Annotated in this window: 30 protein-coding genes, 2 tRNA genes and 1 pseudogene; 19 read left to right on the forward strand and 14 right to left on the reverse strand. The window is 59.3% G+C overall.

The annotated features are described in order from the left end of the window. Positions 1-307 precede the first annotated feature (307 nt). Complete coding sequence (locus tag IHQ72_RS19575) at positions 308-562, forward strand: hypothetical protein (protein WP_258116629.1); 255 nt, start codon at positions 308-310, stop codon at positions 560-562. Here the strand turns inward: IHQ72_RS19575 and IHQ72_RS19580 are convergent. Continuing rightward, positions 559-1,467 carry a LysR family transcriptional regulator gene (locus IHQ72_RS19580; protein ID WP_258116630.1) on the reverse strand — a complete coding sequence of 303 codons (909 nt, stop codon included), beginning with the start codon at positions 1,465-1,467 and terminating at the stop codon, positions 559-561. The two genes, IHQ72_RS19575 and IHQ72_RS19580, sit on opposite strands and share 4 nt — an antisense overlap. A 142-nt stretch (positions 1,468-1,609) precedes the next feature. Between IHQ72_RS19580 and IHQ72_RS19585 the strand changes: the two genes are divergently transcribed. Continuing rightward, positions 1,610-3,061 (forward strand): MFS transporter, encoded by a 1,452-nt coding sequence (locus tag IHQ72_RS19585; protein WP_258116631.1) that lies wholly within the window; start codon positions 1,610-1,612, stop codon positions 3,059-3,061. Between the two features lie 51 nt (positions 3,062-3,112). Here IHQ72_RS19585 and radC read toward each other — a convergent pair whose 3' ends face one another. Then, the gene (radC, locus tag IHQ72_RS19590; RefSeq protein WP_258116632.1) at positions 3,113-3,868 is read right to left on the reverse strand and encodes a RadC family protein; all 756 of its coding nucleotides are present in this window, start codon (positions 3,866-3,868) and stop codon (positions 3,113-3,115) included. A gap of 48 nt (positions 3,869-3,916) precedes the next feature. Next, the gene (map, locus tag IHQ72_RS19595) at positions 3,917-4,744 is read right to left on the reverse strand and encodes a type I methionyl aminopeptidase (RefSeq protein ID WP_258116633.1); all 828 of its coding nucleotides are present in this window, start codon (positions 4,742-4,744) and stop codon (positions 3,917-3,919) included. Positions 4,745-5,034: 290 nt separating this feature from the next. Between map and IHQ72_RS19600 the strand changes: the two genes are divergently transcribed. Together IHQ72_RS19600 and IHQ72_RS19605 are read left to right on the forward strand one after the other, a co-directional pair. Then, the gene (locus IHQ72_RS19600) at positions 5,035-5,331 is read left to right on the forward strand and encodes a DUF982 domain-containing protein (RefSeq protein WP_258116635.1); all 297 of its coding nucleotides are present in this window, start codon (positions 5,035-5,037) and stop codon (positions 5,329-5,331) included. 116 nt (positions 5,332-5,447) lie between these two features. After that, positions 5,448-6,107 carry a DUF2161 domain-containing phosphodiesterase gene (locus tag IHQ72_RS19605; RefSeq protein ID WP_258116636.1) on the forward strand — a complete coding sequence of 220 codons (660 nt, stop codon included), beginning with the start codon at positions 5,448-5,450 and terminating at the stop codon, positions 6,105-6,107. A 124-nt stretch (positions 6,108-6,231) separates the two neighbouring features. On the opposite strand, the gene IHQ72_RS19610 is transcribed toward IHQ72_RS19605, so the two are convergent. Continuing rightward, the gene (locus IHQ72_RS19610; RefSeq protein WP_258116637.1) at positions 6,232-6,834 is read right to left on the reverse strand and encodes a tetratricopeptide repeat protein; all 603 of its coding nucleotides are present in this window, start codon (positions 6,832-6,834) and stop codon (positions 6,232-6,234) included. A 304-nt stretch (positions 6,835-7,138) separates the two neighbouring features. On the opposite strand from IHQ72_RS19610, the gene IHQ72_RS19615 reads away from it, so the two are divergent. Beyond that, positions 7,139-7,729: an alpha/beta hydrolase family protein gene (locus tag IHQ72_RS19615; RefSeq protein WP_258116638.1), complete on the forward strand. Its 591-nt coding sequence runs from the start codon at positions 7,139-7,141 to the stop codon at positions 7,727-7,729. A gap of 110 nt (positions 7,730-7,839) precedes the next feature. Here IHQ72_RS19615 and IHQ72_RS19620 read toward each other — a convergent pair whose 3' ends face one another. Further along, positions 7,840-8,034, reverse strand: a complete 195-nt coding sequence (locus tag IHQ72_RS19620; protein WP_258116639.1) for a PAC2 family protein — start codon at positions 8,032-8,034, stop codon at positions 7,840-7,842. 355 nt (positions 8,035-8,389) lie between these two features. Between IHQ72_RS19620 and IHQ72_RS19630 the strand changes: the two genes are divergently transcribed. Continuing rightward, positions 8,390-9,310, forward strand: a complete 921-nt coding sequence (locus IHQ72_RS19630) for a class I SAM-dependent methyltransferase (protein WP_258116641.1) — start codon at positions 8,390-8,392, stop codon at positions 9,308-9,310. A 186-nt stretch (positions 9,311-9,496) separates the two neighbouring features. Here the strand turns inward: IHQ72_RS19630 and IHQ72_RS19635 are convergent. Continuing rightward, positions 9,497-9,607 (reverse strand): annotated as a pseudogene (locus IHQ72_RS19635) (IS1595 family transposase); the annotation flags it as partial. A gap of 352 nt (positions 9,608-9,959) precedes the next feature. On the opposite strand from IHQ72_RS19635, the gene IHQ72_RS19640 reads away from it, so the two are divergent. From IHQ72_RS19640 to IHQ72_RS19660, 6 genes are all read left to right on the forward strand, one after another. Continuing rightward, complete coding sequence (locus IHQ72_RS19640) at positions 9,960-10,910, forward strand: IS481 family transposase (protein ID WP_258116642.1); 951 nt, start codon at positions 9,960-9,962, stop codon at positions 10,908-10,910. A gap of 485 nt (positions 10,911-11,395) precedes the next feature. After that, a complete protein-coding gene (locus tag IHQ72_RS19645) occupies positions 11,396-11,893 on the forward strand; it encodes a hypothetical protein (protein WP_258116643.1) in 498 nt (165 codons plus the stop codon). 82 nt (positions 11,894-11,975) lie between these two features. Beyond that, complete coding sequence (locus tag IHQ72_RS19650) at positions 11,976-12,545, forward strand: hypothetical protein (RefSeq protein WP_258116644.1); 570 nt, start codon at positions 11,976-11,978, stop codon at positions 12,543-12,545. 144 nt (positions 12,546-12,689) lie between these two features. Further along, complete coding sequence (locus IHQ72_RS19655; RefSeq protein ID WP_258116645.1) at positions 12,690-12,980, forward strand: DUF982 domain-containing protein; 291 nt, start codon at positions 12,690-12,692, stop codon at positions 12,978-12,980. Then, the gene (locus IHQ72_RS37110) at positions 12,944-13,192 is read left to right on the forward strand and encodes a DUF982 domain-containing protein (RefSeq protein ID WP_374120258.1); all 249 of its coding nucleotides are present in this window, start codon (positions 12,944-12,946) and stop codon (positions 13,190-13,192) included. The genes IHQ72_RS19655 and IHQ72_RS37110 overlap by 37 nt, the downstream gene beginning before the upstream one ends. Positions 13,193-13,200: 8 nt before the next feature. Further along, on the forward strand, positions 13,201-13,449 hold the full coding sequence (locus tag IHQ72_RS19660) for a DUF982 domain-containing protein (protein ID WP_258116646.1): 249 nt from the start codon (positions 13,201-13,203) through the stop codon (positions 13,447-13,449). Positions 13,450-13,568: 119 nt separating this feature from the next. On the opposite strand, the gene IHQ72_RS19665 is transcribed toward IHQ72_RS19660, so the two are convergent. Beyond that, the gene (locus IHQ72_RS19665) at positions 13,569-14,090 is read right to left on the reverse strand and encodes a class I SAM-dependent methyltransferase (protein WP_258116647.1); all 522 of its coding nucleotides are present in this window, start codon (positions 14,088-14,090) and stop codon (positions 13,569-13,571) included. 100 nt (positions 14,091-14,190) lie between these two features. Here IHQ72_RS19665 and IHQ72_RS19670 point away from each other — a divergent pair, with 100 nt between their 5' ends. Further along, entirely contained in the window at positions 14,191-14,619 is a 429-nt protein-coding gene (locus tag IHQ72_RS19670) for an ATP-dependent DNA ligase (protein WP_441338636.1), read from the forward strand. Here the strand turns inward: IHQ72_RS19670 and IHQ72_RS19675 are convergent. After that, entirely contained in the window at positions 14,606-14,785 is a 180-nt protein-coding gene (locus tag IHQ72_RS19675) for a hypothetical protein (protein ID WP_192356397.1), read from the reverse strand. The genes IHQ72_RS19670 and IHQ72_RS19675 overlap by 14 nt on opposite strands. Positions 14,786-15,108: 323 nt before the next feature. Here IHQ72_RS19675 and IHQ72_RS19680 point away from each other — a divergent pair, with 323 nt between their 5' ends. Further along, a complete protein-coding gene (locus IHQ72_RS19680) occupies positions 15,109-15,426 on the forward strand; it encodes a hypothetical protein (protein WP_258116655.1) in 318 nt (105 codons plus the stop codon). Here IHQ72_RS19680 and IHQ72_RS19685 read toward each other — a convergent pair. Then, a complete protein-coding gene (locus tag IHQ72_RS19685; protein ID WP_258116657.1) occupies positions 15,361-15,855 on the reverse strand; it encodes a hypothetical protein in 495 nt (164 codons plus the stop codon). The two genes, IHQ72_RS19680 and IHQ72_RS19685, sit on opposite strands and share 66 nt — an antisense overlap. A gap of 364 nt (positions 15,856-16,219) precedes the next feature. Here IHQ72_RS19685 and IHQ72_RS19690 point away from each other — a divergent pair, with 364 nt between their 5' ends. Next, on the forward strand, positions 16,220-16,471 hold the full coding sequence (locus tag IHQ72_RS19690) for a hypothetical protein (protein ID WP_258116659.1): 252 nt from the start codon (positions 16,220-16,222) through the stop codon (positions 16,469-16,471). 172 nt (positions 16,472-16,643) lie between these two features. Here the strand turns inward: IHQ72_RS19690 and IHQ72_RS19695 are convergent, their stop codons facing one another. Next, the gene (locus tag IHQ72_RS19695; RefSeq protein WP_192356400.1) at positions 16,644-16,871 is read right to left on the reverse strand and encodes a helix-turn-helix transcriptional regulator; all 228 of its coding nucleotides are present in this window, start codon (positions 16,869-16,871) and stop codon (positions 16,644-16,646) included. 67 nt (positions 16,872-16,938) lie between these two features. Here IHQ72_RS19695 and IHQ72_RS19700 point away from each other — a divergent pair, with 67 nt between their 5' ends. The 3 genes from IHQ72_RS19700 (at position 16,939) to IHQ72_RS37115 (ending at position 18,330) form a co-directional block, all read left to right on the forward strand. After that, on the forward strand, positions 16,939-17,097 hold the full coding sequence (locus IHQ72_RS19700; protein ID WP_192356401.1) for a hypothetical protein: 159 nt from the start codon (positions 16,939-16,941) through the stop codon (positions 17,095-17,097). Then, the gene (locus IHQ72_RS19705; RefSeq protein WP_258116662.1) at positions 17,094-17,297 is read left to right on the forward strand and encodes a hypothetical protein; all 204 of its coding nucleotides are present in this window, start codon (positions 17,094-17,096) and stop codon (positions 17,295-17,297) included. The genes IHQ72_RS19700 and IHQ72_RS19705 overlap by 4 nt, the downstream gene beginning before the upstream one ends. A gap of 550 nt (positions 17,298-17,847) precedes the next feature. After that, entirely contained in the window at positions 17,848-18,330 is a 483-nt protein-coding gene (locus IHQ72_RS37115; protein ID WP_374120259.1) for a hypothetical protein, read from the forward strand. A 480-nt stretch (positions 18,331-18,810) separates the two neighbouring features. On the opposite strand, the gene IHQ72_RS19710 is transcribed toward IHQ72_RS37115, so the two are convergent. Both IHQ72_RS19710 and IHQ72_RS19715 read right to left on the reverse strand, forming a co-directional pair. After that, positions 18,811-19,743, reverse strand: coding sequence for an L-lactate dehydrogenase (locus IHQ72_RS19710; RefSeq protein WP_258116663.1), 933 nt, complete (start codon positions 19,741-19,743; stop codon positions 18,811-18,813). A 503-nt stretch (positions 19,744-20,246) separates the two neighbouring features. Further along, a tRNA-Ser gene (locus tag IHQ72_RS19715) sits at positions 20,247-20,335 on the reverse strand. 310 nt (positions 20,336-20,645) lie between these two features. Here IHQ72_RS19715 and IHQ72_RS19720 point away from each other — a divergent pair. Next, positions 20,646-21,035: a hypothetical protein gene (locus IHQ72_RS19720; RefSeq protein ID WP_258116665.1), complete on the forward strand. Its 390-nt coding sequence runs from the start codon at positions 20,646-20,648 to the stop codon at positions 21,033-21,035. A 669-nt stretch (positions 21,036-21,704) separates the two neighbouring features. Here the strand turns inward: IHQ72_RS19720 and IHQ72_RS19725 are convergent. Together IHQ72_RS19725 and IHQ72_RS19730 are read right to left on the reverse strand one after the other, a co-directional pair. Further along, a tRNA-Glu gene (locus IHQ72_RS19725) sits at positions 21,705-21,779 on the reverse strand. Between the two features lie 190 nt (positions 21,780-21,969). Next, complete coding sequence (locus IHQ72_RS19730) at positions 21,970-23,220, reverse strand: YcbK family protein (protein WP_258116667.1); 1,251 nt, start codon at positions 23,218-23,220, stop codon at positions 21,970-21,972. Positions 23,221-23,421 lie beyond the last annotated feature (201 nt).

A 23,421-nucleotide genomic window follows, 5' to 3' on the forward strand; every position in this document is an offset into this window, starting at 1 on the left:
GAAAGGCCGCCCCATGTGCGGCTTTGACCTTAGAGCGACGTGCGGCCACTTAGACGGACAAAGTACACTCTGCACTCTTATTATCTGCGCATCGTGCTGTCCGCGAATCGATTCCGATTCGAGCCGATGCGGCAGGCGACAGATTTGTGCCCAAGCAGCGGCTGGCGGCTGGCGATACGAGGTTTTGATCACTATCTGCGCCGAGTTGCAAAGTGCAGGTCGTTGGAGGGATCGTTGAAGCTATTCGTCGGCATTGGAGGCGCGGTCGCCACGGCGTTCCTCCTCGCGCTGGAGCGAATGGCTGCAGTTGAACGATGCAGTCTCCGCCAGCCGGACCATCACCGTGACGGTGACCGTCGACAAGGCCAGCAAGGTCAACGAAAGCTGGTCGGTCGGCAAGCGCGGGAGGAAGCTGGTTCGGGATGGTGTCGACGGGATCACGCGATTGGTTTCCGCAGACCGGCTCAAGCTGTCCTGGCGGTTCGGGCTGCTGGCCAGATCGCCGGCACCTGCAACACCGAGTCGCCGTGATCGGATCAGCAACGCTCGCCTCAACCACTAAGAAATCCAGTGAGTTATTCCGGCGCAAACGTCTCGAACGCAACCGCGCAGCCAGCGATGCGCCGGATCGGCATCGAGCCGCGGGTGCCACAAAAGTGAAACCGTGATTTCCGGCAAGGGAACCGGCAGAGGGAAACAGAACATGCCGTCGCGCAGGTTCCCCGTATAGCGTTCGGGAACGCTGGCGATCAGGTCCGAGGCACGCGCCAAGGCCAGAGCTTCCGAAAAGCCGCCGACGACCGTCACGATTTCTCGTTTCAACCCCAACGGCTCAAAGGCATCGTCGATCGGCCCCCTGTCGAGCCCGCGACGGGAGATGAGGATGTGCCGGCAGGCTGCGTAACGGGCAGGGGTGATCGTCAGCTCGCATAATGGATGCCCCATCCGCACGACGCCGACGAAACGATCACGAAACAGCGCTTGCGCGCGCACCTCCGGTCCGGTGGCCTTTCCGACGACGCCGGTTTCAAGATCTACGCTGCCGTCGCGCAGGGGCGTGCTGTCCTTGTCTGGCTTCAACACAAAACGCAGCCGCACGCCCGGTGCTTGTTGGCCGACGCGCGCAATGAGATCCGGTCCGAAATTCTCGACAAAGCCATCCCTGTTTCGAAGCGTGAAGGTTCGCACGAGCCGTTTCAGGTCGAGCGTCTCAACAGGACGCAGTACGGACTCGGCGTCCTCCACAAGCTGACCAACGCGCTCGCGGAGCTCGATGGCTCGGGGTGTGGGCACGAGGCCGCGTCCAGCCCTGACCAGCAGCGGATCGCCGGTCGTCTCACGCAATCGCGCCAGCGCCCGGCTCATTGCCGACGGGCTCAGCCGCAGCCTCTTGGCGGCGCGCGCAACGCTGCCTTCCGTCAGCAGCACATCAAGTGTGACAAGCAGATTGAGATCGGGATGCGACATGTGCTGAGCGTAGCACGGTCAGCCCGATCTGACATAGCGCCAAACGCAATGATTAAGTGCAAATGATGCATCTTCCGCCATATTGGGCAAAGGACTACGTCTCTGACAGCTCCGTTTCAGGAGTCGCCAGAAAACGGAGTTCATGTTGAAGCCAATCGATGCAGGACGGGCAGTCGCTGGAAATCCAGAACGAGCACCTTCGGTTCGGTGGGCACTCGCCAGCCTTTCGTTGTCGATGTTGCTGTCCTCACTCGGGATCAGCATCGCCAATGTCGCCTTGCCGACGTTGGCGCAGGCGTTCAACGCCTCGTTCCAGGACGTCCAGTGGATCGTGCTGGCTTATCTCCTCGCCATCACCACCCTGATCGTCAGCGTCGGACGGCTCGGTGACATCACCGGCCGCCGGCAGCTGCTGATGGCCGGGCTCTTCCTGTTCACGACGGCCTCAGTCCTGTGTGGCGTCGCGCCGACGCTCTGGCTGCTGATTGCAGCTCGGACCGCCCAGGGTTTGGGGGCGGCCATCATGATGGCCCTGACCATGGCTTTTGTCGGTGACACGGTTCCGAAGGCAAGGACCGGCAGCGCCATGGGGCTGCTCGGAACGATGTCGGCGATCGGCACCGCTCTCGGTCCCTCGCTCGGCGGCCTTCTGATTGCCGGAGCCGGTTGGCGGGCGATCTTCCTTGTCAACGTGCCACTGGGTTTGCTGGCATTTGGTCTCGCCTATCGCTATCTGCCGGCTGATCGCCGGGGGCCGAAGACGGATCGGGCCGGCTTCGACATTGTCGGCACGCTGCTGCTTGCCTTGACGCTTGGCGCCTATGCGCTCGCGATGACGATCGGGCGTGGCAGTTTTGGTCCGCTCAACATGGCTCTGTTGGTGGCAGCCGTTTTCGGAGCCGGCCTTTTTGTGCTTGTGGAGGCGAGAGTGGCGTCGCCTTTGATCCGATTGGCGGCGTTCCGCAATGCGATGCTGAGTGTGAGCCTCGCCATGAGCGCGCTCGTTGCGACGGTGATGATGGCGACGCTGGTGGTCGGGCCGTTCTATCTGTCTCGTGCGCTCGGGCTCGACGCGGCTCTTGTTGGCATCGTCATGTCGGTCGGTCCGCTTGTCGCCGCGCTGACCGGTGTGCCAGCTGGTCGCATAGCCGACCGTTTTGGCGCTGGGCGCATGACCATCATTGGGCTCATCGCGATAGCCGCCGGTTGCTTCATTCTATCCGTGATGCCGGCAATATCAGGCATCCCCGGCTACATCGCCCCGATCGCAGTCATCACATCGGGCTATGCGCTGTTCCAAACCGCCAACAACACCGCCGTCATGTCGGATCTCCGCCCGGACCAGCGGGGCGTCGTTTCCGGCTTGCTCAATTTGTCGCGCAATCTCGGGCTCATCACCGGCGCATCCGTCATGGGCGCTGTGTTCACATTCGCCTCAGAGGCGATGGACATCGCAACGGCGCGCCCCGAGGCCGTTGCCGCCGGCATGCGGATCACGTTTGCGGTCGCGGCTATACTGATCGTCGTCGCGCTCGCCATCGCGGTTGGAAGCCGTACTCTCACGGCACGTCCTTCGCTGCATGGCGTGTCATGACACGAGACGGGACGCTTTCGGCGAGAAGCCGACGCATGTTCAAGCAGGGCGTCAGATCAGCAGCAGGCCCTTCATGCTGGCATGACCCTTCTTGCCGATGATGATGTGATCGTGGACGGCGATGCCGAGCGGTTTGGCCGTCTCGATGACCAGCTTGGTCATCTCGATGTCGGCGCGCGACGGCGTCGGATCGCCTGACGGATGATTATGCGCCAGTATGATCGCCGTGGCGGAGAGTTCGAGCGCGCGCTTGACCACTTCGCGCGGATAGACCGGCGTGTGGTCGACGGTGCCGACCTGCTGCACCTCGTCGGCGATCAGTGCGTTCTTCTTGTCGAGAAACAGGATACGGAACTGCTCGCGCTCTTCGAAGGCCATGACCGACCGGCAGTATCCGAGAACCTGCGTCCAGGACGACAAGACCTCGCGGCCTTTGATCTCGCTACGTGCCGCGCGTTGGGCGGCCGCGGCAACGATCTTCAGATCGAGCGCCACCGCCGGGCCGATACCCCTGACCTCCTCAAGCCGCGCGACCGGCGCGCCAAGCACCTCGGCCAGCGTGCCGAAGCGCGCCAGCAATGCCTTGGCGACGGGCTTGGTGTCGGCGCGGGGGATCAGGCGAAAGAGCAAGAGCTCCAGCAATTCGTAATCGGGGAGGGCGTCGGAACCCGCGGCCGCGAACCGTTGGCGCAAGCGGTCGCGATGGCCGAGATAATGCGGCTTTTCGACCGACGTGGCTTTCGCGAGCGATTTTGTCTGGCTCTCGGGAAAGAAACCCCGCTCGTCGTCGTCGCTGGTTGTCCCCATGGCCGCCCGCATTTTCTCGACCGGAAAGATCCGGCCCTCGCACAAACACTAGGCCGGCAGGCCGGGACGGTCGAGGCTTTTTGGCGACAGCGTGAAAATCTCGCATCCGGTCTCGGTGACGCCGATCGTGTGCTCGTACTGCGCCGACAGCGAGCGGTCGCGTGTCACCGCCGTCCAGCCGTCCGACAGCACTTTTACGTGCGGCCGGCCGAGATTGATCATCGGCTCGACGGTGAAGATCATGCCCGGCCGCATCTCGACGCCCTCGCTGGCGCTACCATAGTGCAGGATGTTCGGCGCATCGTGAAAGAGCTGGCCGACGCCGTGGCCGCAGAAATCGCGCACCACCGAGCAGCGCTCGCTTTCGGCATAGGTCTGGATGGCGGCGCCGATGGCGCCGGTGCGGGCGCCGGGCTTGATCGCCGCGATGCCGCGCATCAGGCATTCATGCGTGACCTCGAGCAGGCGCTCTGCGGCGCGCTTGATCGTGCCAACCGGATACATGCGCGAGGAATCGCCATGCCAGCCATCGAGGATGTAGGTGACGTCGATGTTGACGATGTCGCCGTCCTTCAACGGCTTGTTGTCGGGAATGCCATGGCAGACGACGTGGTTGATCGAAGTACAGGACGACTTCGTGTAGCCGCGATAGTTGAGCGTCGCCGGCAATGCGCCGTGATCCATGCCGAACTCGAAGACGAAGCGGTCGATGGTTTCGGTGGTGACGCCCGGCGCGACGATCGACACCAGTTCGTCGAGGCAGCGCGCGGTGAGGTCGCAGGCCTTGCGCATGCCGGCAAAGCCTTCTTCGCCATAGAGGCGGATCTGGCCGGTGTTTCTGAGTGGTGCCGTGGCGGCGTCGAGATAGGTGACCATTGTGTCCGTCTTGCCGGAAGAAAGGGCTTCTGATGAGCCCGCGCGAAAAGTCTCCCAGATTTGGCACCGGACGGCGCCAGGTTCAAGGACGAACTGCCGGCGATGGGCTCAAGCCGGCGATATTCATGTCTTGCGGCTTCAACTTGTGCCTATCCGGCCCGTGCCGGGGTGTTCGTCCGCACTGACGACATATTTCTGAACAAGAAGAGAGGCCTGAGCGAAAAGCCGGTCAAAGCAACTTTTTTGCGACGAGCGGCGCTGCTGCGGGAACGCGTTCTGGAGAGACAGGAATGGACAGATTGCAATTCGAGGTGCCGGTGCGCATCACGACCGCGCCTGGCCTGCCGGTCGAGGAAATCTACAGCGTCGAACAGGCGCTGGATTTCCTGCAAGGCTGGCCGGTTCGTCGGCAAGGCCCGGTCTATCAGGCCGCATTCAATGCCTGCTTCGGCGCCACGGTCGACCTGGTCGAGACCGAGGAGGCTTGCCGGGCGTTCATGGCGTTCTGCCGGGTGAGCCGCCTGCTGGCCAGGGATATGATGGTTCCGGGCAAGCGTTCTGGCGCGGCGAGGGGGCTGAGGGCTTAGCGGCCGAGCTGGCATCCCACCCTTCCATGCGTTCGACGAGCGGCAAATCTGCCCCAGAGCGGCATGCCCTTCGGTGATGCTGTGCCAGCCAGTCACGAATCGGCTATGGCTCCGGCATGCAGGAAACGTCTCTTTACATGCCGGTGAAGCGGTTTCTTGAGGGCCTGGAATTCACCGTAAAAGGCGAAGTTGGTGGTTGCGACGTCGTGGGGTTGCGCGACGGCGAGCCGCCCGTGGTCGTCATCTGCGAATTGAAATTGCAGTTCAACCTCGAGCTCATACTTCAAGGTGTCGATCGTGCTGCGTCATGCGATGAGGTCTGGCTTGCGGCGCGCATGTCAAGTCGAGGCAAAGGCCGCGAGCGCGATCGCCGGTTCCGCGCACTCTGCAGGCGGCTCGGCTTCGGCCTTCTGGGAGTTGGTTCCGCCGGCAACGTCGAATTGCTGCTCAGCCCGGCCGCCTTGCCGCCCCGGCGAGACCCGAGGCGAAGATCGCGTCTGGTGGACGAGCATCGGCGACGGCGCGGCGACCCTGTAGTCGGCGGCGGCTCGCGTACGCCGATAATGACCGCTTACCGCCAGGATGCGCTGGCCTGCGCCGCTGCGATGATCGACGGCCCGAAGCGCCCGCGCGACTTGAAAACCATTTCACCACGCGCTGCCAAGATCCTGCTTCACAACGTCTATGGCTGGTTCGCCAGGGCCGAGCGCGGCGTCTATGCGCTTACCGACGTTGGCCGTGCTGCGTTACAGCGCTGGCCCCAACCGGCTCCATGACGAGGCGGCGCCGAGTTGTTTGAGCGGCTTGCAGCGGCAGGGGACCTCTCCCGACTTGATTGCCGTTGCGATTGGCCCGCTCTGGGCGGGCCAATCGCGTGCTGATCCTAAGGCAAGCCCCTCGTCAAGCAACAGAAGAGATGGAGCGGCTCGCGGTTGCCGGCCGCGCAACCTTGAGCAGATTTGTCAGCCCCAGCGGCACCGACGACTGGATGACGGGCGTCTCGCGCTCAGGTTTCTTTAGAATGTAGAGCGGCTTGGCTGTCCTCAACTGCTGCAATTGTCGCCGGGCTTTGGCGCGCAGGGCGGTTTCCGCCGGCGCGGGCGATCCATTCTCAAGCACCAGCGTGAAAGCCTGGGCCGCCTCATCCGTCCGCTGAAGGGCGAGAAGGCTGCGGCCCCGGGCATAACGCGCTAGGGTGAGGCCCGGATCGAGGTCCGTGGCTCGCCCAAACGACTCGATGGCTGCGGAGTGGTCGTTTAGCGACTGCTGCGCAATGCCCAGGCAAAGCCAGGCGTTTACAGATTGCGGCGACATAGCTGCAAGCGCGCCGAAGCATTCCGCAGCCTGACGGTGATCGCCCTTCGTACCCAAAACGTGACCGAGTCCGTACAGCGCCTGATCATGCGTCGGCTCGGTGTTCAGGATCTGGCGATAGACGTTCTCAGCCTGGATGACCCAACCCTTCTTGTGGAAGCGGGCCGCCTCCTGCAACGCGCCGCCCAAGGATCGCCTGTCCAGCCGGTCGCCAAGGTTCCGGCCGGTTTTGGTTCGCACCAGCGTGCAGTTGAGGACGGTGTCGTGGGTACCGAAGGAATATTTGTAAGGTTCGTTGCCGCGCAGGAAATCGTATGTCCGGAAACCCTTCTCGATCGCGCGGCCGTACCGTGCCGTACCGGCTTTATGCCCCCGCCCCCCTCTCTGGCGCTTACCCGGTGATCCTTGTGTCCCATGGCATTGGCGGGCGTCTACCGCATTCTTCGTGAAGCCATGTGGGACGCCAAATGCTGCGCGCGCGCGATTTCAGGACGTGCCCTTTGCCCTGCGCGAGCTTGCGCGCATGAACGGCGAGGGGCGGCTCGCCGGCCGCCTGGATTTGACACGCATCGGAATGGCCGGACACTCTTATGGAGGCGTCTCGACGATGGTTGCCGCAGGGCAGAGAATGGGTCCGGGCGGGCAGTGGTTTTTCAAGGAGCCGAGAATTCGCGCTGGCTTGGTCATGAGCCCGAACATACCCATCCAAGGCGGCGAGTTGGTCGCCCTTTACCGCGATATCAGAATCCCGCTGTTTCACATCACGGGCACGAGAGATGGCAATGCGGTGCCCGGCAACAAGGAATTCGATCCGATACAACGGACCCTTCCTTACGAAGCGCTGACCATCCCTCATCAATATCTGCTCGTTCTCGACTGTGCTGACCACAATTCGTTTTCCGGCTTGAAGTACGGACCACACGCCCACGGCCCCGAGGACGAGACCCGTTACACTCGCGTTGTACAAGACGGAGCAGTGCTGTTCTTCGATGCCTACCTGAATGAGAAAATGGCGTCTCTGGCGGCCCTTCGCCATAAGTTTCAATCCAGCCTTGAGCCGACCGATAGGTTTGAATGGAAATAGCCGGGCTCTTGGCCTCGACCCTGACGCGATTCTCGCGCCTATCGAGGCCAGATAAAGATTTCTAGCGGGTGTGTTTCTCAAGCGGTACGCCCAGGCGAAACCGTTTGACGTTATCGGTTCAGCCTTTCCACCGTTTCGATAATGGCTTTGGCAAGCGCTTCGCCCTCATGGACCGGCTCGGGACCGTAGAGCAGCAAGACAGCTTCTTCGCTCGGCAGCACACCAGCCGGGCAGGTCTGTTCAATAGCCGTGCGAACCAGCTTAAGGCCGGCCCAGGCGTTTTGGATCGTCTCTGGCGCTTCCACTGCATCCTCGCTGAGATGGTCGGCCCGACAGCCGCTGCGGAGTAGGCAACCGACCGCCGGGCCTAACCGGCGGGGGTGTGGGCGTGTCCGCCGGCTGGGACGAAAAATAAGCCGTTTCATGCATCATTACTAATTTAGTAAAATGGTCACGTTCCGTTCCCCTAGCCGCCAGATCGGACGGACCTAGACTCGAATTTGTGCGTAAACCAGTGATTGCCGGCGGCCGGCTAGAATTTATTCCTCCGATGATGCCCACCTTGGTCGCCAAGCCGCCCAAAGGCGACGACTGGATGCATGAAGCCAAGTTCGATGGCTACCGCTCCCAGATCATCGATCAGAATTGGAGGCTGCGCAAATGAACCTCATTGAACGACTAGCTCGTAAACTAAGTCAGGATCGTCGCGCAATGGCGCTGATGGAAAAGCTAGCTGGGCAGTTAAGTAAAACCAAGCGTTTCAAGCTCGCGACCGAGCAACTCATCAGCCAAGAACGTCCCGGCAGCTCGGCCCGATTCATCCCCTTAGCCAGACACCATAACGTCTTGTTTGTTTGTCCCTCCCAGTCAAAGAATGCCGCGCCGGTTCCACCTCAACATCTGTGGGAAGGATACGCCCAGACTGAATTAGACTATTTGAAATGCGGACAAGATGACGTGGCACAAATGCTTTGCATCCTCAATGAAGTCGGGCAACCGCCTATTCCGTTGACACGCGTGCTCGATCTCGGATGCGCCAGTGGCCGCATGCTGCGATTTCTTCCGCGAGACGAGACATCAGAGCATTGGGGCCTCGACATTAATGCCGAGCATATCGCCTGGTGCCAGGAACACCTTAATCCGCCGATGCTCTTCGCAACCAACACCACAGCACCGCATCTTCCATTTGAAGACAGCACCTTCGACTTGGTTTACTGCGGATCGGTTTTCACGCATATATCCGAATTGGCTGAGGCGTGGCTCCTCGAAGTTCGGCGCGTTCTCCGTCAGGACGGTTACGCATATATCACCATTCATACTCGGCAGACGATTGATCTTCTGCGAACGAAGTATCGCGATGATCCACTTTTCTCTGACCTACTTGCAGAACTGAACTCCAACTTCGCCGAAAATAATCCTGATGGAGTCGAGTGGTCGGTGTTTACCTTCGGCGCTGACCCGAACTCTCAGGTGTTTTATGACGTCCCTTCCTTGGAGCGGCGGTGGGGCCGGATCATACCAGTTGTCGCTGTGAAGGAGCAGGCGCACGATCATCAGGCCGCAGTGGTTATGCGAAAATGAGATATACGGCCGCCGTGATGTCGAAGCAGCTTTATGACCCCACGGTCACGCTGAAGTTGCGCGGCAGAACCAACTCGCGGACCAGTATCTGGAAACCCATACTGAACCGCTATTGGATGACTGGATCAACGGTCAACTCCAAAAAGCTTGGAGTGTCATGGCGCGCTGTCAATAAGCCCTTGTTGACCGGAACGTCACGCGGCGGCCAATGTAGGTTTCGTCCGCCTCGACGGTCTTGCCGTCGCCGCCCATCCGCATGAAGTCATCCGAGCGCATTGCCTCGCGAATGCGATGGGATGTTTCGATTCATCGTCTACGGGCCATCGTGCTGCTTGCCCCTGTGGCCGGTCCCGAGGTTGTCAGTTCTGACCCGCTTCATCTCTTCGGAGCCGTCTCTAGTAAGTCGCTCTTTTAGGACTAACACGCCGAGATCGAGTTGCTTCGCGTAGCGTTGGCGCGATGTTGTCTGCTAACTGCTTTAATTTGGGTGCAATAGGCCGGATGGCCTCTATCAGTGAACCGACAAATCCCCGGAACTCGATAGCTTCTCCCGCCGTCAACCGCGACGATGAGTGCACAGCCAAGTTCCTAGCTGTTTGATCCCGGACTTTAATGGCGCATCATTGCTGTCCGAATCAAAGGATGCGCTATGGGACAGGTTCTACACCGCCGCGCCACGACGACAGAGGCAGTCCGTCGAGCGATACAGCATAGTCAAGAGAGCCTGAGAGCGCTGGCCAAGCGCTACGGCATCGATCAGAAGACAGTTAGAAAGTGGAGGAACCGGATCTCGACCGCCGATCTTCCCACCGGCCCGAAGAAACCAAGATCGACAGTGCTGTCGCTCGAAGAGGAAGCGGTGATCGTCGCCTTTCGCAAGCACACGTTGCTGGCGCTGGATGATTGTCTCTATGCCCTACAGCCCTCGATCCCGCATCTGACGCGCTCGTCGTTGCATCGCTGCCTTCAGCGCCATGGCATTTCGCGGCTGCCGCAGGTGGACGCCGACAAGCCGGCCAGGAAGAAGTTCAACGCCTATCCGCTCGGCTATTTCCATATCGACCTCGCCGAGGTGCAGACCGCCGAGGGCAAGCTGCGCCTTTTCTTGGCCATCGATCGGACGTCGAAATTCGCCTATGCGGAATTGCACCCGACGGCGGGCAAGATGGCGGTGGCCCAATTCCTTCGCAACCTGATCGCGACCGTGCCCTATGCCATCCATACCATTCTGACCGACAACGGCATTCAGTTCGCCAACCGGACCTGCGACCGGCATGCCCTTCAGCACATCTTCGACGGCATCTGCGACGAACATGGCATCGAGCACCGGCTCACAAAGATCAACCATCCCTGGACGAACGGCCAGGTCGAGCGGATGAATCGGACCATCAAGGACGCCACCGTCAAGCGCTTCCACTATGACGATCACGAGCAACTGCGTCGGCATCTCGCCGACTTCATCTTAGCTTACAATTTCGCGCGCCGGCTTAAGACCCTCAAGGGCCTCACGCCCCACGAATTCATCTGCAAAATCTGGGCAAAAGAGCCCGAACGGTTCCGACTCGATCCCACCCATCAAATGCCGGGACTAAACACATAGCGGCTCGCACACGTTGAAATAATTCAAATACTTCACTCGGGATCTCCCTCGTGTTGTGAAGAACCGTCATAAGCATTGTCGGTGAGATAATGCGTGAATTTTTGCCCATAGCATCGGTCAGGAAAGCCTCCAAATCCTTATAGGAGTTCATGATCGCTGCCTCAGGATAGGTTTTGGCCAACTCTAAATATGGATCGCTGACTTCGAGAGCTGGACGTTCAAGTCGTTTTTGGCCCGGGGGAGTTTGCTCCACCGCCTCTCTAACCTTCTCCATCTCATCCGCGAAACTAGCGCTGATACCAGCAGGGCCGCTAACCGCTCGGACCCGCGCTACGAGCTTCACGAGTTGCTTGCGAAAGACCAGCACCAGGAGGACAAGCGCGACAGGCCATGCGATTGCCCCACCTACAAAGCGCGGTTTGGAGTAAACTTGGAGGGGAGGCGATTAGGCTTCGATCCATAGGAACATTGGATGGACTTTGGTGATGCGTAGCGTTTCGGCAACCAACTATCATGGCATCTACTATCTTACGACGCTAGACGACAGTGATCTTGCGGAGTCCTCGGCTGGGTTGGGGCAGAATGAGCCAAGTGAAGAGAGCGTGACGACGACCTCCGTCTGGCATTGGCCGTCTTATCGCGATTGGCTCATCCACAGAAGATTAAATAGCGTGGTTTCGGAGGTGAGCGCCGAGCGTCCAAAGTCGGATTCGATGAAGTTTTCAGCACTTTTCACTGCGATTGATCAGATGCTTGCGCTTCCTGAGGGTTTCTCAGATGGCGTCGATAAAGCGACCGCTATTGATGCCGAGCGTGTGTTGGCTTTCATTGAATCATCAGGGGTTGAAGCGCCAAAGATCTTCGCTCACGGCGGTGACGCAGTGGTCTTCACTTGGGACAAAGATCAAATCAGCAGATATGTCACTATTAGTGATGGAGACGCGGCGTTTTTGACAGTTAACAAATTGACCAAAATGCAGTGACCATACCAAATTGTATAATTAGACACCCCCGAGATTTCGGCTTTACTGAAAACACTTAGTTCACCCCTCAAAGCAGCATCGAATGCTGAGTGATGTTGAAATAATTTATAGGTCGGCTTTGTATCCTAGGATGGTCACATCCGGGGTTGTGGCGCCAGAAAGAGCTATTGCAGATTTCACCAGTGAAGATGATGAAGACGGAAGGCGTGTCTACACAATATCGGTGGGCCGTGGATCGCTTTTGCCGGGCTGGCCTGAAGTGCACGACTACGGCTGCAGAACAGCAATAGAATCAAACGTTGAACGAGCCCTGATTAAACAAGCTCCCTTAAAGCGGCCGGGAGATACCGTCCATTATTTAGGATCGTTCAAGCTGGATGTTTCGGCAGTTCTTGGCGCGCCGCAGAAATTTCTAGAACTTGCGGTTCTCCATCACCCAAGGCCGAATTTGGAGGAGCATTGCAATATCGTCATGCGCCGCAATGCGATTGAAGCTCGTCGGATCGAAGTAAGCGCGGAGCGCACCAGCATTTTGGTGCACCTGAGACTTTCTCTCTATGAGCCCGAAGCTCATATCTGCGCCTGCGACGACGATCTGATCGACACCTTTGGAAATGTGACGCTGACGCTAGAGCAAGTGGAACCGAGCTAGGGCGGACTTCAACGAAAGATAGTCGCCCAACAGTGTAGGCAAGGGGAGAATGGCAGCAGGATAAGCCCGCGCTCCTTCTCTGAGCGCGGGCCGACCGTGTTGCCCGCCTCTACCAAACATGTGAGCATCCCCTAATTTACCCTCATGAGTCTCCTCTGGTTTTCTCCCCCGGTTTACGTGAAGGCGAAACGTCCGGGCATTCGCCATGGGGTAAGCCACGTCGAGGGAGCCGCCGAGGAACTCATGGCGTGGGACACAAAGGGCCCGAAGTGGACGAAAGCGGTCCCATCCTGCGTTGACGCGTTCGAGGGCAGAGTGTCCCCCCAAGTGGTCCGACAAGCCTTTGAGGCGGCTGCCAGGGAGGCGAGGTGTATCTCTCGCCTGAGTAGGGAGGTGTCATGGCAACTCTTTGGTTCGTCCCTCCGGTGTTCGTGAAGACTGAAACGGACGGTGTCAGGCATGGCTGCAACAATACGAGGGCAGCTCTTGAGCAGCTCAAGAGGTGGACCCGGAGAGGGCCTCGCTGGCACAAGGCGTGGACCCTCTGCCTGTCAGCACTGGAGGGCGATCCGATCGACCCTCATGTAATTCGAAAGGCTTTCGTGGCTGCCGCTAAGGAGGCGGAGATGTATCTCTCGCCCGAGTAGGAGGTATTATGGCTCTCCATTGGTTTCACCCTCCGGTCATCATCGAGACCGTTCGACCTGGGCTCACCTACGGCTGCAATAATGTCGAGGGTGCCGCTGCGGAACTCATGAGGTGGACCAAGCGGGGACCTAAGTGGAAGGAGGCGGTCGAGGCCTGCATGGCTCTCATTGAAGGCGAGCGCACGCCCGACGACGTAAGGAAGGCCTTCGAGGCTGCTGCCGAGGAGGAGGGGTTGCTACGCTCCTCCTCTAACTAGGGCTCACCTTGCGTGCGCGCTGTTGAACACCGGATGCCGCTGCGTTCCGACCGATCCTTTGATGCGATCGCCGCCACGACTAAACCAACGACAAGCGAAATGGCAGGGCGACAGCTGCGCTATTTGCGTGCGAGCACGACGTGAGCCTCTTGGGGGAACATCAGCTCCCCTCCAGTTGAATAGTTTGCCAGCGAGGAACTTAGATCACCCATAATCGCTGCGGTGACTGCGTCGCGATGTCCGGCATCCATTCCGCTGACCAGCCCAGCCTGCGGAGTCGCTGCCAGCTGTAGTCGCACATATTCCTTTGACGAGGGGAATCGGATGTTCTGTGTCGTTGTGTCGATGGTCACCTGACGAAATCCCGCCCCAGTCACCAATCGGTAAAGCTCGTCCGCATCGGCAAGTGAATGCTCGGACCGTTTCGTTGCCGAAGCGCCTGGACCGAGGTGTCGATCCAGGGCATCCGCCAGCGCCTTTGCCGCAGGGGTGTGCTCAATAGCGCTGAAAACGCTTAAGGCCAATCGGCCGTCAGGCACCAGAACCCGGAACATCTCACGTAGCGCACTCGATCGGTCCGGAAAAAACTGCAGTCCGAGTTGGCAAAGAACCAGATCGAAGCTGGAGTCAGGGAACGGCATTTCGAGCGCGCTCCCCTCGTGCCAGTCGATACGCGGTCCAGCGCCTCTCGACGGCGAAGTCGTCGTCTTAAATGACGCTGGCCTTTCGGATTTTGCCGCGTTGCGCAAGGCAATCACCAGGCGCCAGCACAACCTCTATTTCGTCGCGTTCGATCTGCTGCATCTCAATGGCCACGACTTGCGCGACATGGCGCTTGAGGATCGGCGGGAAATCCTGACCGGCCTTATAGGGTCTGACAGCCGCATCCAGTTCAGTGAGACAATGCCAGGCGAGGCTAATGCGATCTATCATCTGATCGACGCGGCCGGCCTGGAAGGAATGGTATCGAAGCGTCGAGACAGCAAATATCGCAGCGGTCCGACTACCAATTGGCTGAAGACAAAATCCTTCACCGAAAGCGAGTTTGAACTTCTCGGCGTCGAACGCGAGAGGGGCAAGCCCGCGTTTGCTCTCATGGCTGACCCAGGCAGCCGGAAATATGTCGGCAGTGCTTTCGTCAGCGTCAATCGCATCGTCAGCTCCAGATGAACGTGAGGAAGAAGAAACCGGCAATAGCAATTACCGAAATGACATTGGGCCACCATACGGCATCGTGGGCCGGTTTGGCCGGCTTGTACCTGTGCCCCGTGCGGGGCAGCAGGTCCGGATCGTAGCGCATGTGGCGCTTAGGGTCGTATTTGATTAGCCGTTTCATCTTCCTGCACCCCATATTGCGACACATAGGATGGCGGCGGGTGCTCGGGATCGGCATGATATAGCACCTCGCCAAAGAGGATGCCGCTGGTGTGGTTGTTGGGCCTAATCCGGGTCATGAAGTCCGCGCCATCCGTTGAGCAAGTTCTAGCGGCCCGGCAGCCCTATTGGGGTGACGATCAGCCGGCCGCCGGGCATTGACCACCAGCGAGCTTAAGAGGAGGCGCTGTGCTGGCTGACCAAAAACTTGCGCTCAAAGGCAACGGAAAAGCATCATTCGAACGAACACTGCCCCGGAAGCTTCTTCCAGCCGATGGAGGCACCATGAAACGCAAGCCCAGCAAAACCGGATTCACCAAACTGCTCTCCGCCGACACCACATGGATGTCGGCCGATCCGCTGATCGGACTGCTCGAACTGGAGACCGACAGCGGCACGATTGAGCTGGCCATGAATAGGATCGTGGCCGAGCGACTTCTTTCTGCTGTCGTTGAATTTCTCCAGGCCGGCGAGGGAGATGACGCGCCAACGTTGCTGTCGAGCGTTCGCAGTGACGGCAAAGCACTCGGCAACCGGTCATTCTTGAACCAGCTTCAAACGACTATATTGGCGGAGGCTTTCTTCGATGACCATAGCGGTTAAGATAGCGACGCCCCTGGGTCCGAACTTCCTTGTGGCTTCCAAAATGCCGAGCGTAGCTCCAGCAAACAATCTGCCGTCGTTTGATGTTGATGGATCGTTTGCCGCCGACAGCAGATATTCATCAACGTCGTTGTAAAGCTCATTGGGAGCCGGCATTTTCAGTTGAACAAGCTGATCAACCGTTGCCCTAGTTCGGCTCTCCCTCTCAAAAAACCAGAAGTATGCCATGTAGCGAGCGAAGCCGTAGAGGGCCAGCACCATTTGAGCCAACCAAATTGCGATGGTGGCTGCCGCGGCTACCACCAATGCGGCCGGCCAATCGTTCCAGATCGACGCTATAGCCAGGACGATCGCAAAATCCAAAATTGACCAAAGGATAATGCCTGCCCAAAAGCTGCGGCTCTCAGATGACTGAGACCTTGTGGCCATGATTGCTGTGCCCCTCGCATGATGGTCATCGTGGAGCAACGTCTGGTGACTCGCAAGCTTCGCCCCGCAAGGGCGAGAAAGCCCTAAGCGGTGCCGCCGCGTCCAGACGCGCCGGCAATGGCGGATGACCTCATTCCAAAGCTGAAATGCGCCAAGTGCGGCGGCAAGAAAGTCGGGCTGATCTACACGCCCGACACCATCCCGAATGCGTACGGCAAGGCAAAGGACGGGCGATGACCGGCAGCAAGACACGATGTCAATTTGGTGCACCGCGCGAGCGCTTGGCGTGTGGGTCCTTGGAACGGAGTCGCATCATCGGCGTTACCGGCCAACCAAACGCTGCCAACGATATGGAGGAACGGGCGTGATCGAGTTGACCGAGAGGGAAAAGCGCTTTCTCAAGCGCGTTGACACCATCACTCACGTTCCCTGGTCGAACAAAGTCACAGCCGCAGATGCCAAAGGCAAGCCCATGCGTATCGCAAGGGCAACGTTTGCCCGATTAAGAGACGATGGCATCATCATCCGATCTACTAGCGACCTGACCTCGAACACCTACGTCGTTAATTCTGCACCCGTGACGCCACAAGTCGAGGAAGTGCAGGAAGCGTCCTGATCGGGCGGGATTAACAAACCCGCAAAGTCGGAGGCCTTGCAGGATCGCCCTGATCTCAGCGCCCGATGATCGCGATGTCGTTGTCGCGCACCGTGTCCAGGATCCGCTTGTGCCGGCGCTCTCGCGCCTTCTCGCACCCTCGCTAAGGCATCGCGCGGGCACGGGCGGCGCGTCAATCCTTCTTCAGCCTCACGCCGGCGCCACCGCCATTCTCCGGGATGAACTCGACGCCGGCCGCTTCGAGGGATGCTTGAACGGCCGCGATGGAGTGCCCTGGCGTTGTCGCTTCAGTCTCGATTCTGGTCACGGTGTTCCTGTGCACGCCCGACTTGTCGGCAAGATCGCGGACAGTCCAGTTCAACAGTCCGCGCGCCGCCCGAATTTGTGCACTTGTCACCATAGTTAATTCCTGTATAGTGCATTTGCCACCATAGAAGTGCAATTAGCACAATGGAGAGGAGTGCACAATGCCGAACACCTCTGTTCGGGCAGCCGCCGAAGGCATGCCCGCTGTCATCAACCGCCGCACTATCCTAACCGGCATCGGCGCGGCGACCGCCGCGGCAGTAACCCTAGGTAAAGCCGAATCAACTGGACTGGCTAACGCGGAGGGCGATGCGTCATGAAAGACAATATCGCGCACTACATGGAGACCGCCGAGCGGCTGGAACTACTGATCCCGACGTTCGATCCGGCGAATGGTGATATGATCCTGGTGTTCAAGACCGAAGCCGCAAACGGCGGGCGTTCATTGCGCCTCTCGCCCGAGTTGGGGGCGGAGTTCCGTTCCTATATTTTCCGGGCGATGCGTGAGAAAGCAAACTGACTATCGTTCCGTAGCCGAAACGATAATGGCCCGCTGCCTCCGGTGGTGGCGGGCTTTTTTTGCTGGGGCGGTCAGTTCGGCGCGATTAACGTTCTCTGCGATTTCCAAACTGAGTGTCGATCGCGTCTTTAGTAGCCGCCACCGCCAGTACCGCCGGCACTGCCACTACTGCTCCCGCTCGATGTAGACGCGGTTGGCCGTGCGGGTGGAGTCTCGCCGCGTGGTGCTGTCATGCAGGCAGTCAAAAGTAATACCGAAAACAGGATGAAAAGGCGCATATCGATAACCTCCTTTGGTAGGGTGTTCTCTATCGACAACGTCTCAGGTCCATCATTATTCCGCGAAGTCTGATCGGAATGCCCGCTGCCTCACGGTGGCGGGCTTTTTGTTCGCCTGCTACTTACCGTGGTATGGCCAAGAACAAACCGCCAGCCGACCATCATTTCGTGCCGCAGTTTCTTCTCCGAAACTTCGTTGACGATGCTGGCGCTTTGCACGTCTTGATCGGCGAACGCTTGCCCGGGGGGTGTTCCAGAATCCACCTGGTAAGGTGTTCTTTGAACGACAGCTTTACACCTCATTTGAAAAAGACCTGTCTAAAAACGTCGACCTTGAGCTCGCCTTTGCCCATCTGGAGGGAATTGTAGCGCCGCTGATAGCGCGCATCGTGGAGACGGCGAAACATAACCGAGGCGTCGCACTGCATTCAAACGAACGTCAGTTGCTTGCGACCTATACCTACTACCAGTGGAAGGGGGTGCCGGACAATTTTAGGATCCAGCCTTGCAACGTTCCGGATCGATGGCGAGAAGGCACTTCGCGAGTTCGAAACCCGATACCGCCCGCTCGACCCGCCTCAAAGGCCGCTCAGGCAGGCCGTGGAGGCCCAAAGCGGCCGTCCGGTGTGTGCCCCTTCGCGCCGCCCTACGACCTCGGTAGGGGCCGAAGTGGCCCTGCGATACATGCGGTGGCGTTTCGCGCCCAAGCTCGAGGACACAAGCTGGAAGCGTTCATTTTCGGCCTTGATTTCTGATCGTTTCCGCGTCATGCATTTATCAAATGCTGACGTGAAGGTCAGTTCCTCCTGTTCCAGCCATGTGTTCCCGCAAGCTGGTCGGACTATGAAATCACCTATCGGCACGGTCGTGCGACTTATGAGATTCGCTTTGACAATTCGTCCGGGGCTGGCCGAGGAGTACGCTCGGTGATGATGGATGGGGTCCTTTTTTGCCAAACGGAAATGTTCCCCTCACAGACGAAGACCTGACACACGAGGTTCGCGTGTTAATCGGTTAGTGGCCACGATTGATCGTTGAGTTGGCGGTCCAGGTCCACCGACGTTACCTTCCGCAGGGGTTTAGCGAGCCCCGAGGGCAGAGAAACTCCAGCCGATATCGTTGAGGACCGACCAGCCGGGAAAGATCGGTCCTGCCTACAACTCAGCGCCGAGCGCTTCCGGCATTAGCGTCAAATTCGATCGGCACCGATGGCAAATCAGGCCGGCCTCCAATTTCTAGAGGGGCACCGACTCGAACAGTCCCCGCAAAACCGAAGCGCTTCGGTGGAGCGCCGCGCGCTCCTGTGCATCGAGTTCAGGATAGAGATCGGCGGTCACCCCTTCGCGCCCCACGATCCGAGGAATTGACAGCGCAACATCCTGAACCCCCTCCGTGTTCTCGGTAACGATCGAAACAGAGAAGACCGCCTGCTCATCTTGCCTTATCGCGCCGATGAGCCGAGCGAGGCCGGCTGCGATGCCGTAGTAGGTGGATCCCTTTCCCCGGATAATTGTATAGGCAGCATTTCTGGTCCTGTCGTCGATCTCTGCTCGGACTGATTCTGTGATCGGGGCTCCGACCTGTGTAGCGAAGGTCGCAATCGGAACCGCTCCTGCGCGGGCGCTGGACCAAGCCAGTACTTGGCTGTCGCCATGTTCTCCGAGCACATATGCGTGGATGGAGCGAGGCGAGACGTGGAGATGCGCTCCCAGCAAACTGCGAAACCGCGCTGTATCAAGGATAGTGCCTGATCCAATCACGCGGCCTGCCGGCAGGCCTGAAATCACCTGTGTGATCTGGGTCATTATGTCGACCGGGTTCGATGCGACCAAAAGGATCACATCGGGACAAACGCGCATGATTTCGCCGATGATATCTCGAAAGATTGCGGCGTTCCGTCCGAGAAGGTCAGTCCTTGTCTCACCGGGGCGCTGCGCGGACCCCGCTGCAATGATGACTATTCCTGCATTTCGAAGCCGGTCGTAGTCCCCGCTCGCAATCGACGTGCCGGAGGCAAACGGGAGAGCATGGGCGATATCCAGAGCGTGTGCCTCGGCCAAAGCCGAATCCAAATCAACCAGCACAACCTCGCTAGCCACCCCGCGCAGGCCAAGTGCATATGCAGCCGCACTGCCCACCATCCCAGCTCCGACAATGCCGACTTTCATCTTCGTCCCTCCTGCGCGGAACACTTCGTATTCTAGACCATCGCTCGAAGAGACCCAAATGGTCGTAGCGATAGTGACGTTGCACGGAAGGTTTCCTTGGCTTGGGAGACCAAGATAGGGCCGGTGGCACGCGGGCTCTTCGGGGCGGTCCATGCTGCGACACGATCTTCCGGGCGTATTGATGCCATTGTAGCGAATGCGCCGCCTTCGATTTCAACGGCGACGCCGTCTATGAGCGTGGCCTGTATCGGACCTAGCAGCGGCTCCACCCAGTTCGATGCTCTGAAGGCCTTCGGTGCGTTCTATTACGAAATTGGTGGTTGTGCCGAAGAGTATGGCCACGCTGTCGAAGACCAACCCCAAAGCCACGCGCGGAGTCCGGCGCGATGTTAATTCACCGGCCCTGTATTGTGTCATTGGACCTAGGCTGCAGGTTTGCCGGTAACCTTCTCTACCGTCTCCAGGAGCGTTCGACTTAGCGTCCACACGCCCCAAAGAGCGACTGGCGGATGGGTGGGATTCGAACCCACGGTAGAGTTGCCCCTACGCTGGTTTTCAAGACCAGAGCCTAAAACCACTCGGCCACCCATCCAAGTCACTTTTCGGCGTCGCTTTTTCAGTTTGTGCCATTTCTGTGCCACTTGCGACGCCATATCTCCGTAAAACTCAATATTCCACAATGCCTTGCGGGATAGCGCACACCGGTTTTCAAGACCGATGCCTTAAACCGCGGCTATCCCTCCATCGTGAATTTGCAACCACGTCGCGTCCAAGGCGTGGCTGGAAGCCAATCAAGGCAGTCTGACTGCTGAATTCCTTGACAACTGAAGACGGCTCAACAGATGAGGAGCCAAAGGCGTTTGCTTTAGCCTCGCAGGAGCGGTCTCAAAGGAACCGTCCATATGCACCGTACTTTCCGGGGAATCTTGGCGACAATGTTGATTGCCTGTGGTGTCGCAGACGCTGCCGGTTACGCGCAGGCGCAAAATCTGCTCACCATCACGGCACCAGTCTCCGGTCAGACTGTTGACGGGACGCTCTCCTTTTCCGGGACGGCTTTCGTCAACAGTATTACACGGCGCGGTACTATTCGCGGACAGACCAACACCGGGGTCGAATGCCGAGGCACGACCACTGCCAACCTTACCTTCTCGCATGGAGAAGGAACGATGGTTTGCGGGCAACTCTCAACCCGATTCGTGTTCTCGCTGACCAGCAGACAACCCCCGGTTGGCACAGGAACGGGAACCCTTTCCGACGGGCGCAAAGTGGTGTTGAGAATAGGACAATGACCGCAAAACGACTGGCACGAATTGATGTCCTACTCGCGGCGCACGTGGCTTTCACCCGTTTGGCCCAGTTGCCAGAACCGGTCTTGGTCGCGCCATTTCCGGTTATTGGCGGGACGGACCATTAGCAGACATTTAGCACCAGGATTGGTGCTGTTGTCGAGGACGGGACCTGCAGAGCCCCGAGCCTTGAGCGGATCGTGAAAATCTGGACGAGAACTGGTCGCCGCGTGGTCGTGTTGCGACTTTGCCGGCAGCTTGTCGGGCGAATGCTGGTGCTGCTTGCTGTGAGTTTCGTCCACCATAGGTCAGACAATACGCAGCGGGTACGAAAGCTGTTGACGCTCATGTAGACGCACTGAGTTTCGACGCTGCATTGATGGACCTCCTTATGGTTGGAGCCGACCCATTTCTGCACGAACTGATGCTAAAGAGCTGCAAGGAGGCCTTAGCGGTTCGCACGCCTCCGCCTCCCCATCCACAGTCGGATTGATGTGGGAGGATTTTGCACCCCCGCGACGGCAATGGGGCGAAGATCTGCCTTCGAGTCCTGCACCAAACATTGGGCTCGTCTGGGCCGGATTAGGCACAGAAATGGCCCGCGCAGCAGTGCATTTCCGGTCCCTTATCGGGGCCGAAGATCTCGGATTGTCGTCAAGTTGTTGAAATCATTGGTACGCCCAAGGGGAATCGAACCCCTGTTACCGCCGTGAAAGGGCGGTGTCCTGACCGCTAGACGATGGGCGCGCTCAGATGTGAGCGCTTATAGTTGCGTTGCACCAAACCGGCAACCCGTCTGCCGCCGCCTGCGACAACTTTTTTCAGTGGCCGCAAAACCGCGCATTTTCGGCGATTTAGCCCGGTTCGACGCGGCACCGTATGCCGTCGTGAGACGGCGCATTGCGGACGTTGCATTAAACGAGGGAAGAACCAGCCGCTACCGCCGCCGGCGGCAGCGCCAGTTCCAGTCGCGCTCGGGACCGACGTCGATGTGAACGGATTCGGTATGGCAGTAGGTGCCGACGCCGCCGCGCCCGGGCATGCTGCGGATGTAGCTTGCCAGTTGCGCTTTCGAGACGCCTGGAACCTGGATGTCGGCAGCGGCGCAATACATGTGCAGCGAATTCTTGGCGCCGTTGGCGCGGCGGTTGCGGGCCGGGTCACGATAGCCGGAGGTGACGATCATCTTCTTGCCGTAGTGGCCCTCGATCGTCTTGAGCACGCGGACCAGCGAAGGCTTCAGGCAGGCAACGTCGACATTCTCGGTCTGCTTCAAAAGACCGTTGGGCGCCAGCCGGGCAAGCCCGGCAGCGGATGCCACCTGATAGGCGCCGCCTTCATCCTCGTTCAGATCGACGTCGCTGTCGTCGTCGAGACCGGATTTGCGCTTGATCTCGAAGAGTGCGGTCTTGCGTACGCCAGGCAGCGCGTCATCGGTGAAATGGCTGGTATCGCCGATCGAAGCCAGTTGCATCGGCTTTTCAGCTGATTTGGCCGAGGCCAAGGTGATGGTCGGCTTTGCCGCCGTCTTGGGCTGCGCCGCCGTCGGTTGCTCGCCCGACCTGTTGTTGGCCTGCGGGGCAGGGGCCGCCGAAGCGGGCGTGGCGCTGAACAAAGAGGCGAGGAACCCCTTCTTCTTCGGCGCATAGGCTTGCGGCTGCGGCTCTCCGGCGGTCACATAAACCGGATTGTTCATCGCCGGCGCGGCGGCCTCGGCTTTGGACTTCGGCGCGGCCGTGCCTGCATCGGCGGTTTCAGTCTTCTGCGCAGCAGCGTCGGCCTGTTCAACCGTCTGCGCGGACTGTTCCTGTGGCTGCGGCGTCTGGCCCGCAGTCGCGTCTGCGCGCGCAGGAGCCGTGACGGGGAAGCCGGCATCGGACTTGGCGCCTCCCTGGGTTCCCGGCTTGGCCATTGGCACATAAGCGACCTGCTCGGGAAGGCTTGCGTCGCCCTCGGCGGTCATCGTCATCTGTGAAGTCGTGATCTGCGACGACGAATCAACGGCGACCTGTTGGGTACCAGAGGCCGTGCTGATATCCGTAGCAGAGGCGTTATAGCCGGGCATGCCGACCGACAGGGACGGGTCGCCGGCCGAGGTGCAGGACGCCAGGAGCACGGAGAAAAGCGCGGCCACAATGGCGCGGCTTTCTCCCTTCGCGAGGCGCGATCCTGCTGATTTCAAAACCAAATTCCCCCTCGAGGTCCGGCCGGTAAATCATTGGCGCGGCGTCGGAACGTCTCGCCGAAATAAATCCTTGTCCCCGAACGGAAACGAGACCTGTGTCAAATCCGCAAGCCCCAGAGTAATTCGACGGCTAGAGAGGAATCGAGGCTGCTTAAGGGTTGACGACACCATTTCGTCCTCTTTTGGCGGCGCGTCAACTCACCA

It is taken from the genome of Mesorhizobium onobrychidis, from assembly GCF_024707545.1.
Classification (GTDB): Bacteria; Pseudomonadota; Alphaproteobacteria; order Rhizobiales; family Rhizobiaceae; genus Mesorhizobium; species Mesorhizobium onobrychidis.

What these genes read in the sequence shown, in the direction of transcription:
- IHQ72_RS19580 (WP_258116630.1), bottom strand. Translation starts at nt 1,467, where the DNA reads ATGTCGCATCCCGATCTCAATCTGCTTGTCACACTTGATGTGCTGCTG.
- IHQ72_RS19585 (WP_258116631.1), top strand. Translation starts at nt 1,610, where the DNA reads ATGTTGAAGCCAATCGATGCAGGACGGGCAGTCGCTGGAAATCCAGAA.
- radC (WP_258116632.1), bottom strand. Translation starts at nt 3,868, where the DNA reads ATGGGGACAACCAGCGACGACGACGAGCGGGGTTTCTTTCCCGAGAGC.
- map (WP_258116633.1), bottom strand. Translation starts at nt 4,744, where the DNA reads ATGGTCACCTATCTCGACGCCGCCACGGCACCACTCAGAAACACCGGC.
- IHQ72_RS19600 (WP_258116635.1), top strand. Translation starts at nt 5,035, where the DNA reads ATGGACAGATTGCAATTCGAGGTGCCGGTGCGCATCACGACCGCGCCT.
- IHQ72_RS19605 (WP_258116636.1), top strand. Translation starts at nt 5,448, where the DNA reads ATGCAGGAAACGTCTCTTTACATGCCGGTGAAGCGGTTTCTTGAGGGC.
- IHQ72_RS19630 (WP_258116641.1), top strand. Translation starts at nt 8,390, where the DNA reads ATGAACCTCATTGAACGACTAGCTCGTAAACTAAGTCAGGATCGTCGC.
- IHQ72_RS19640 (WP_258116642.1), top strand. Translation starts at nt 9,960, where the DNA reads ATGGGACAGGTTCTACACCGCCGCGCCACGACGACAGAGGCAGTCCGT.
- IHQ72_RS19645 (WP_258116643.1), top strand. Translation starts at nt 11,396, where the DNA reads ATGCGTAGCGTTTCGGCAACCAACTATCATGGCATCTACTATCTTACG.
- IHQ72_RS19650 (WP_258116644.1), top strand. Translation starts at nt 11,976, where the DNA reads ATGCTGAGTGATGTTGAAATAATTTATAGGTCGGCTTTGTATCCTAGG.
- IHQ72_RS19655 (WP_258116645.1), top strand. Translation starts at nt 12,690, where the DNA reads ATGAGTCTCCTCTGGTTTTCTCCCCCGGTTTACGTGAAGGCGAAACGT.
- IHQ72_RS37110 (WP_374120258.1), top strand. Translation starts at nt 12,944, where the DNA reads ATGGCAACTCTTTGGTTCGTCCCTCCGGTGTTCGTGAAGACTGAAACG.
- IHQ72_RS19660 (WP_258116646.1), top strand. Translation starts at nt 13,201, where the DNA reads ATGGCTCTCCATTGGTTTCACCCTCCGGTCATCATCGAGACCGTTCGA.
- IHQ72_RS19665 (WP_258116647.1), bottom strand. Translation starts at nt 14,090, where the DNA reads ATGCCGTTCCCTGACTCCAGCTTCGATCTGGTTCTTTGCCAACTCGGA.
- IHQ72_RS19675 (WP_192356397.1), bottom strand. Translation starts at nt 14,785, where the DNA reads ATGAAACGGCTAATCAAATACGACCCTAAGCGCCACATGCGCTACGAT.
- IHQ72_RS19680 (WP_258116655.1), top strand. Translation starts at nt 15,109, where the DNA reads ATGAAACGCAAGCCCAGCAAAACCGGATTCACCAAACTGCTCTCCGCC.
- IHQ72_RS19685 (WP_258116657.1), bottom strand. Translation starts at nt 15,855, where the DNA reads ATGGCCACAAGGTCTCAGTCATCTGAGAGCCGCAGCTTTTGGGCAGGC.
- IHQ72_RS19695 (WP_192356400.1), bottom strand. Translation starts at nt 16,871, where the DNA reads ATGGTGACAAGTGCACAAATTCGGGCGGCGCGCGGACTGTTGAACTGG.
- IHQ72_RS19700 (WP_192356401.1), top strand. Translation starts at nt 16,939, where the DNA reads ATGCCGAACACCTCTGTTCGGGCAGCCGCCGAAGGCATGCCCGCTGTC.
- IHQ72_RS19705 (WP_258116662.1), top strand. Translation starts at nt 17,094, where the DNA reads ATGAAAGACAATATCGCGCACTACATGGAGACCGCCGAGCGGCTGGAA.
- IHQ72_RS19710 (WP_258116663.1), bottom strand. Translation starts at nt 19,743, where the DNA reads ATGAAAGTCGGCATTGTCGGAGCTGGGATGGTGGGCAGTGCGGCTGCA.
- IHQ72_RS19720 (WP_258116665.1), top strand. Translation starts at nt 20,646, where the DNA reads ATGCACCGTACTTTCCGGGGAATCTTGGCGACAATGTTGATTGCCTGT.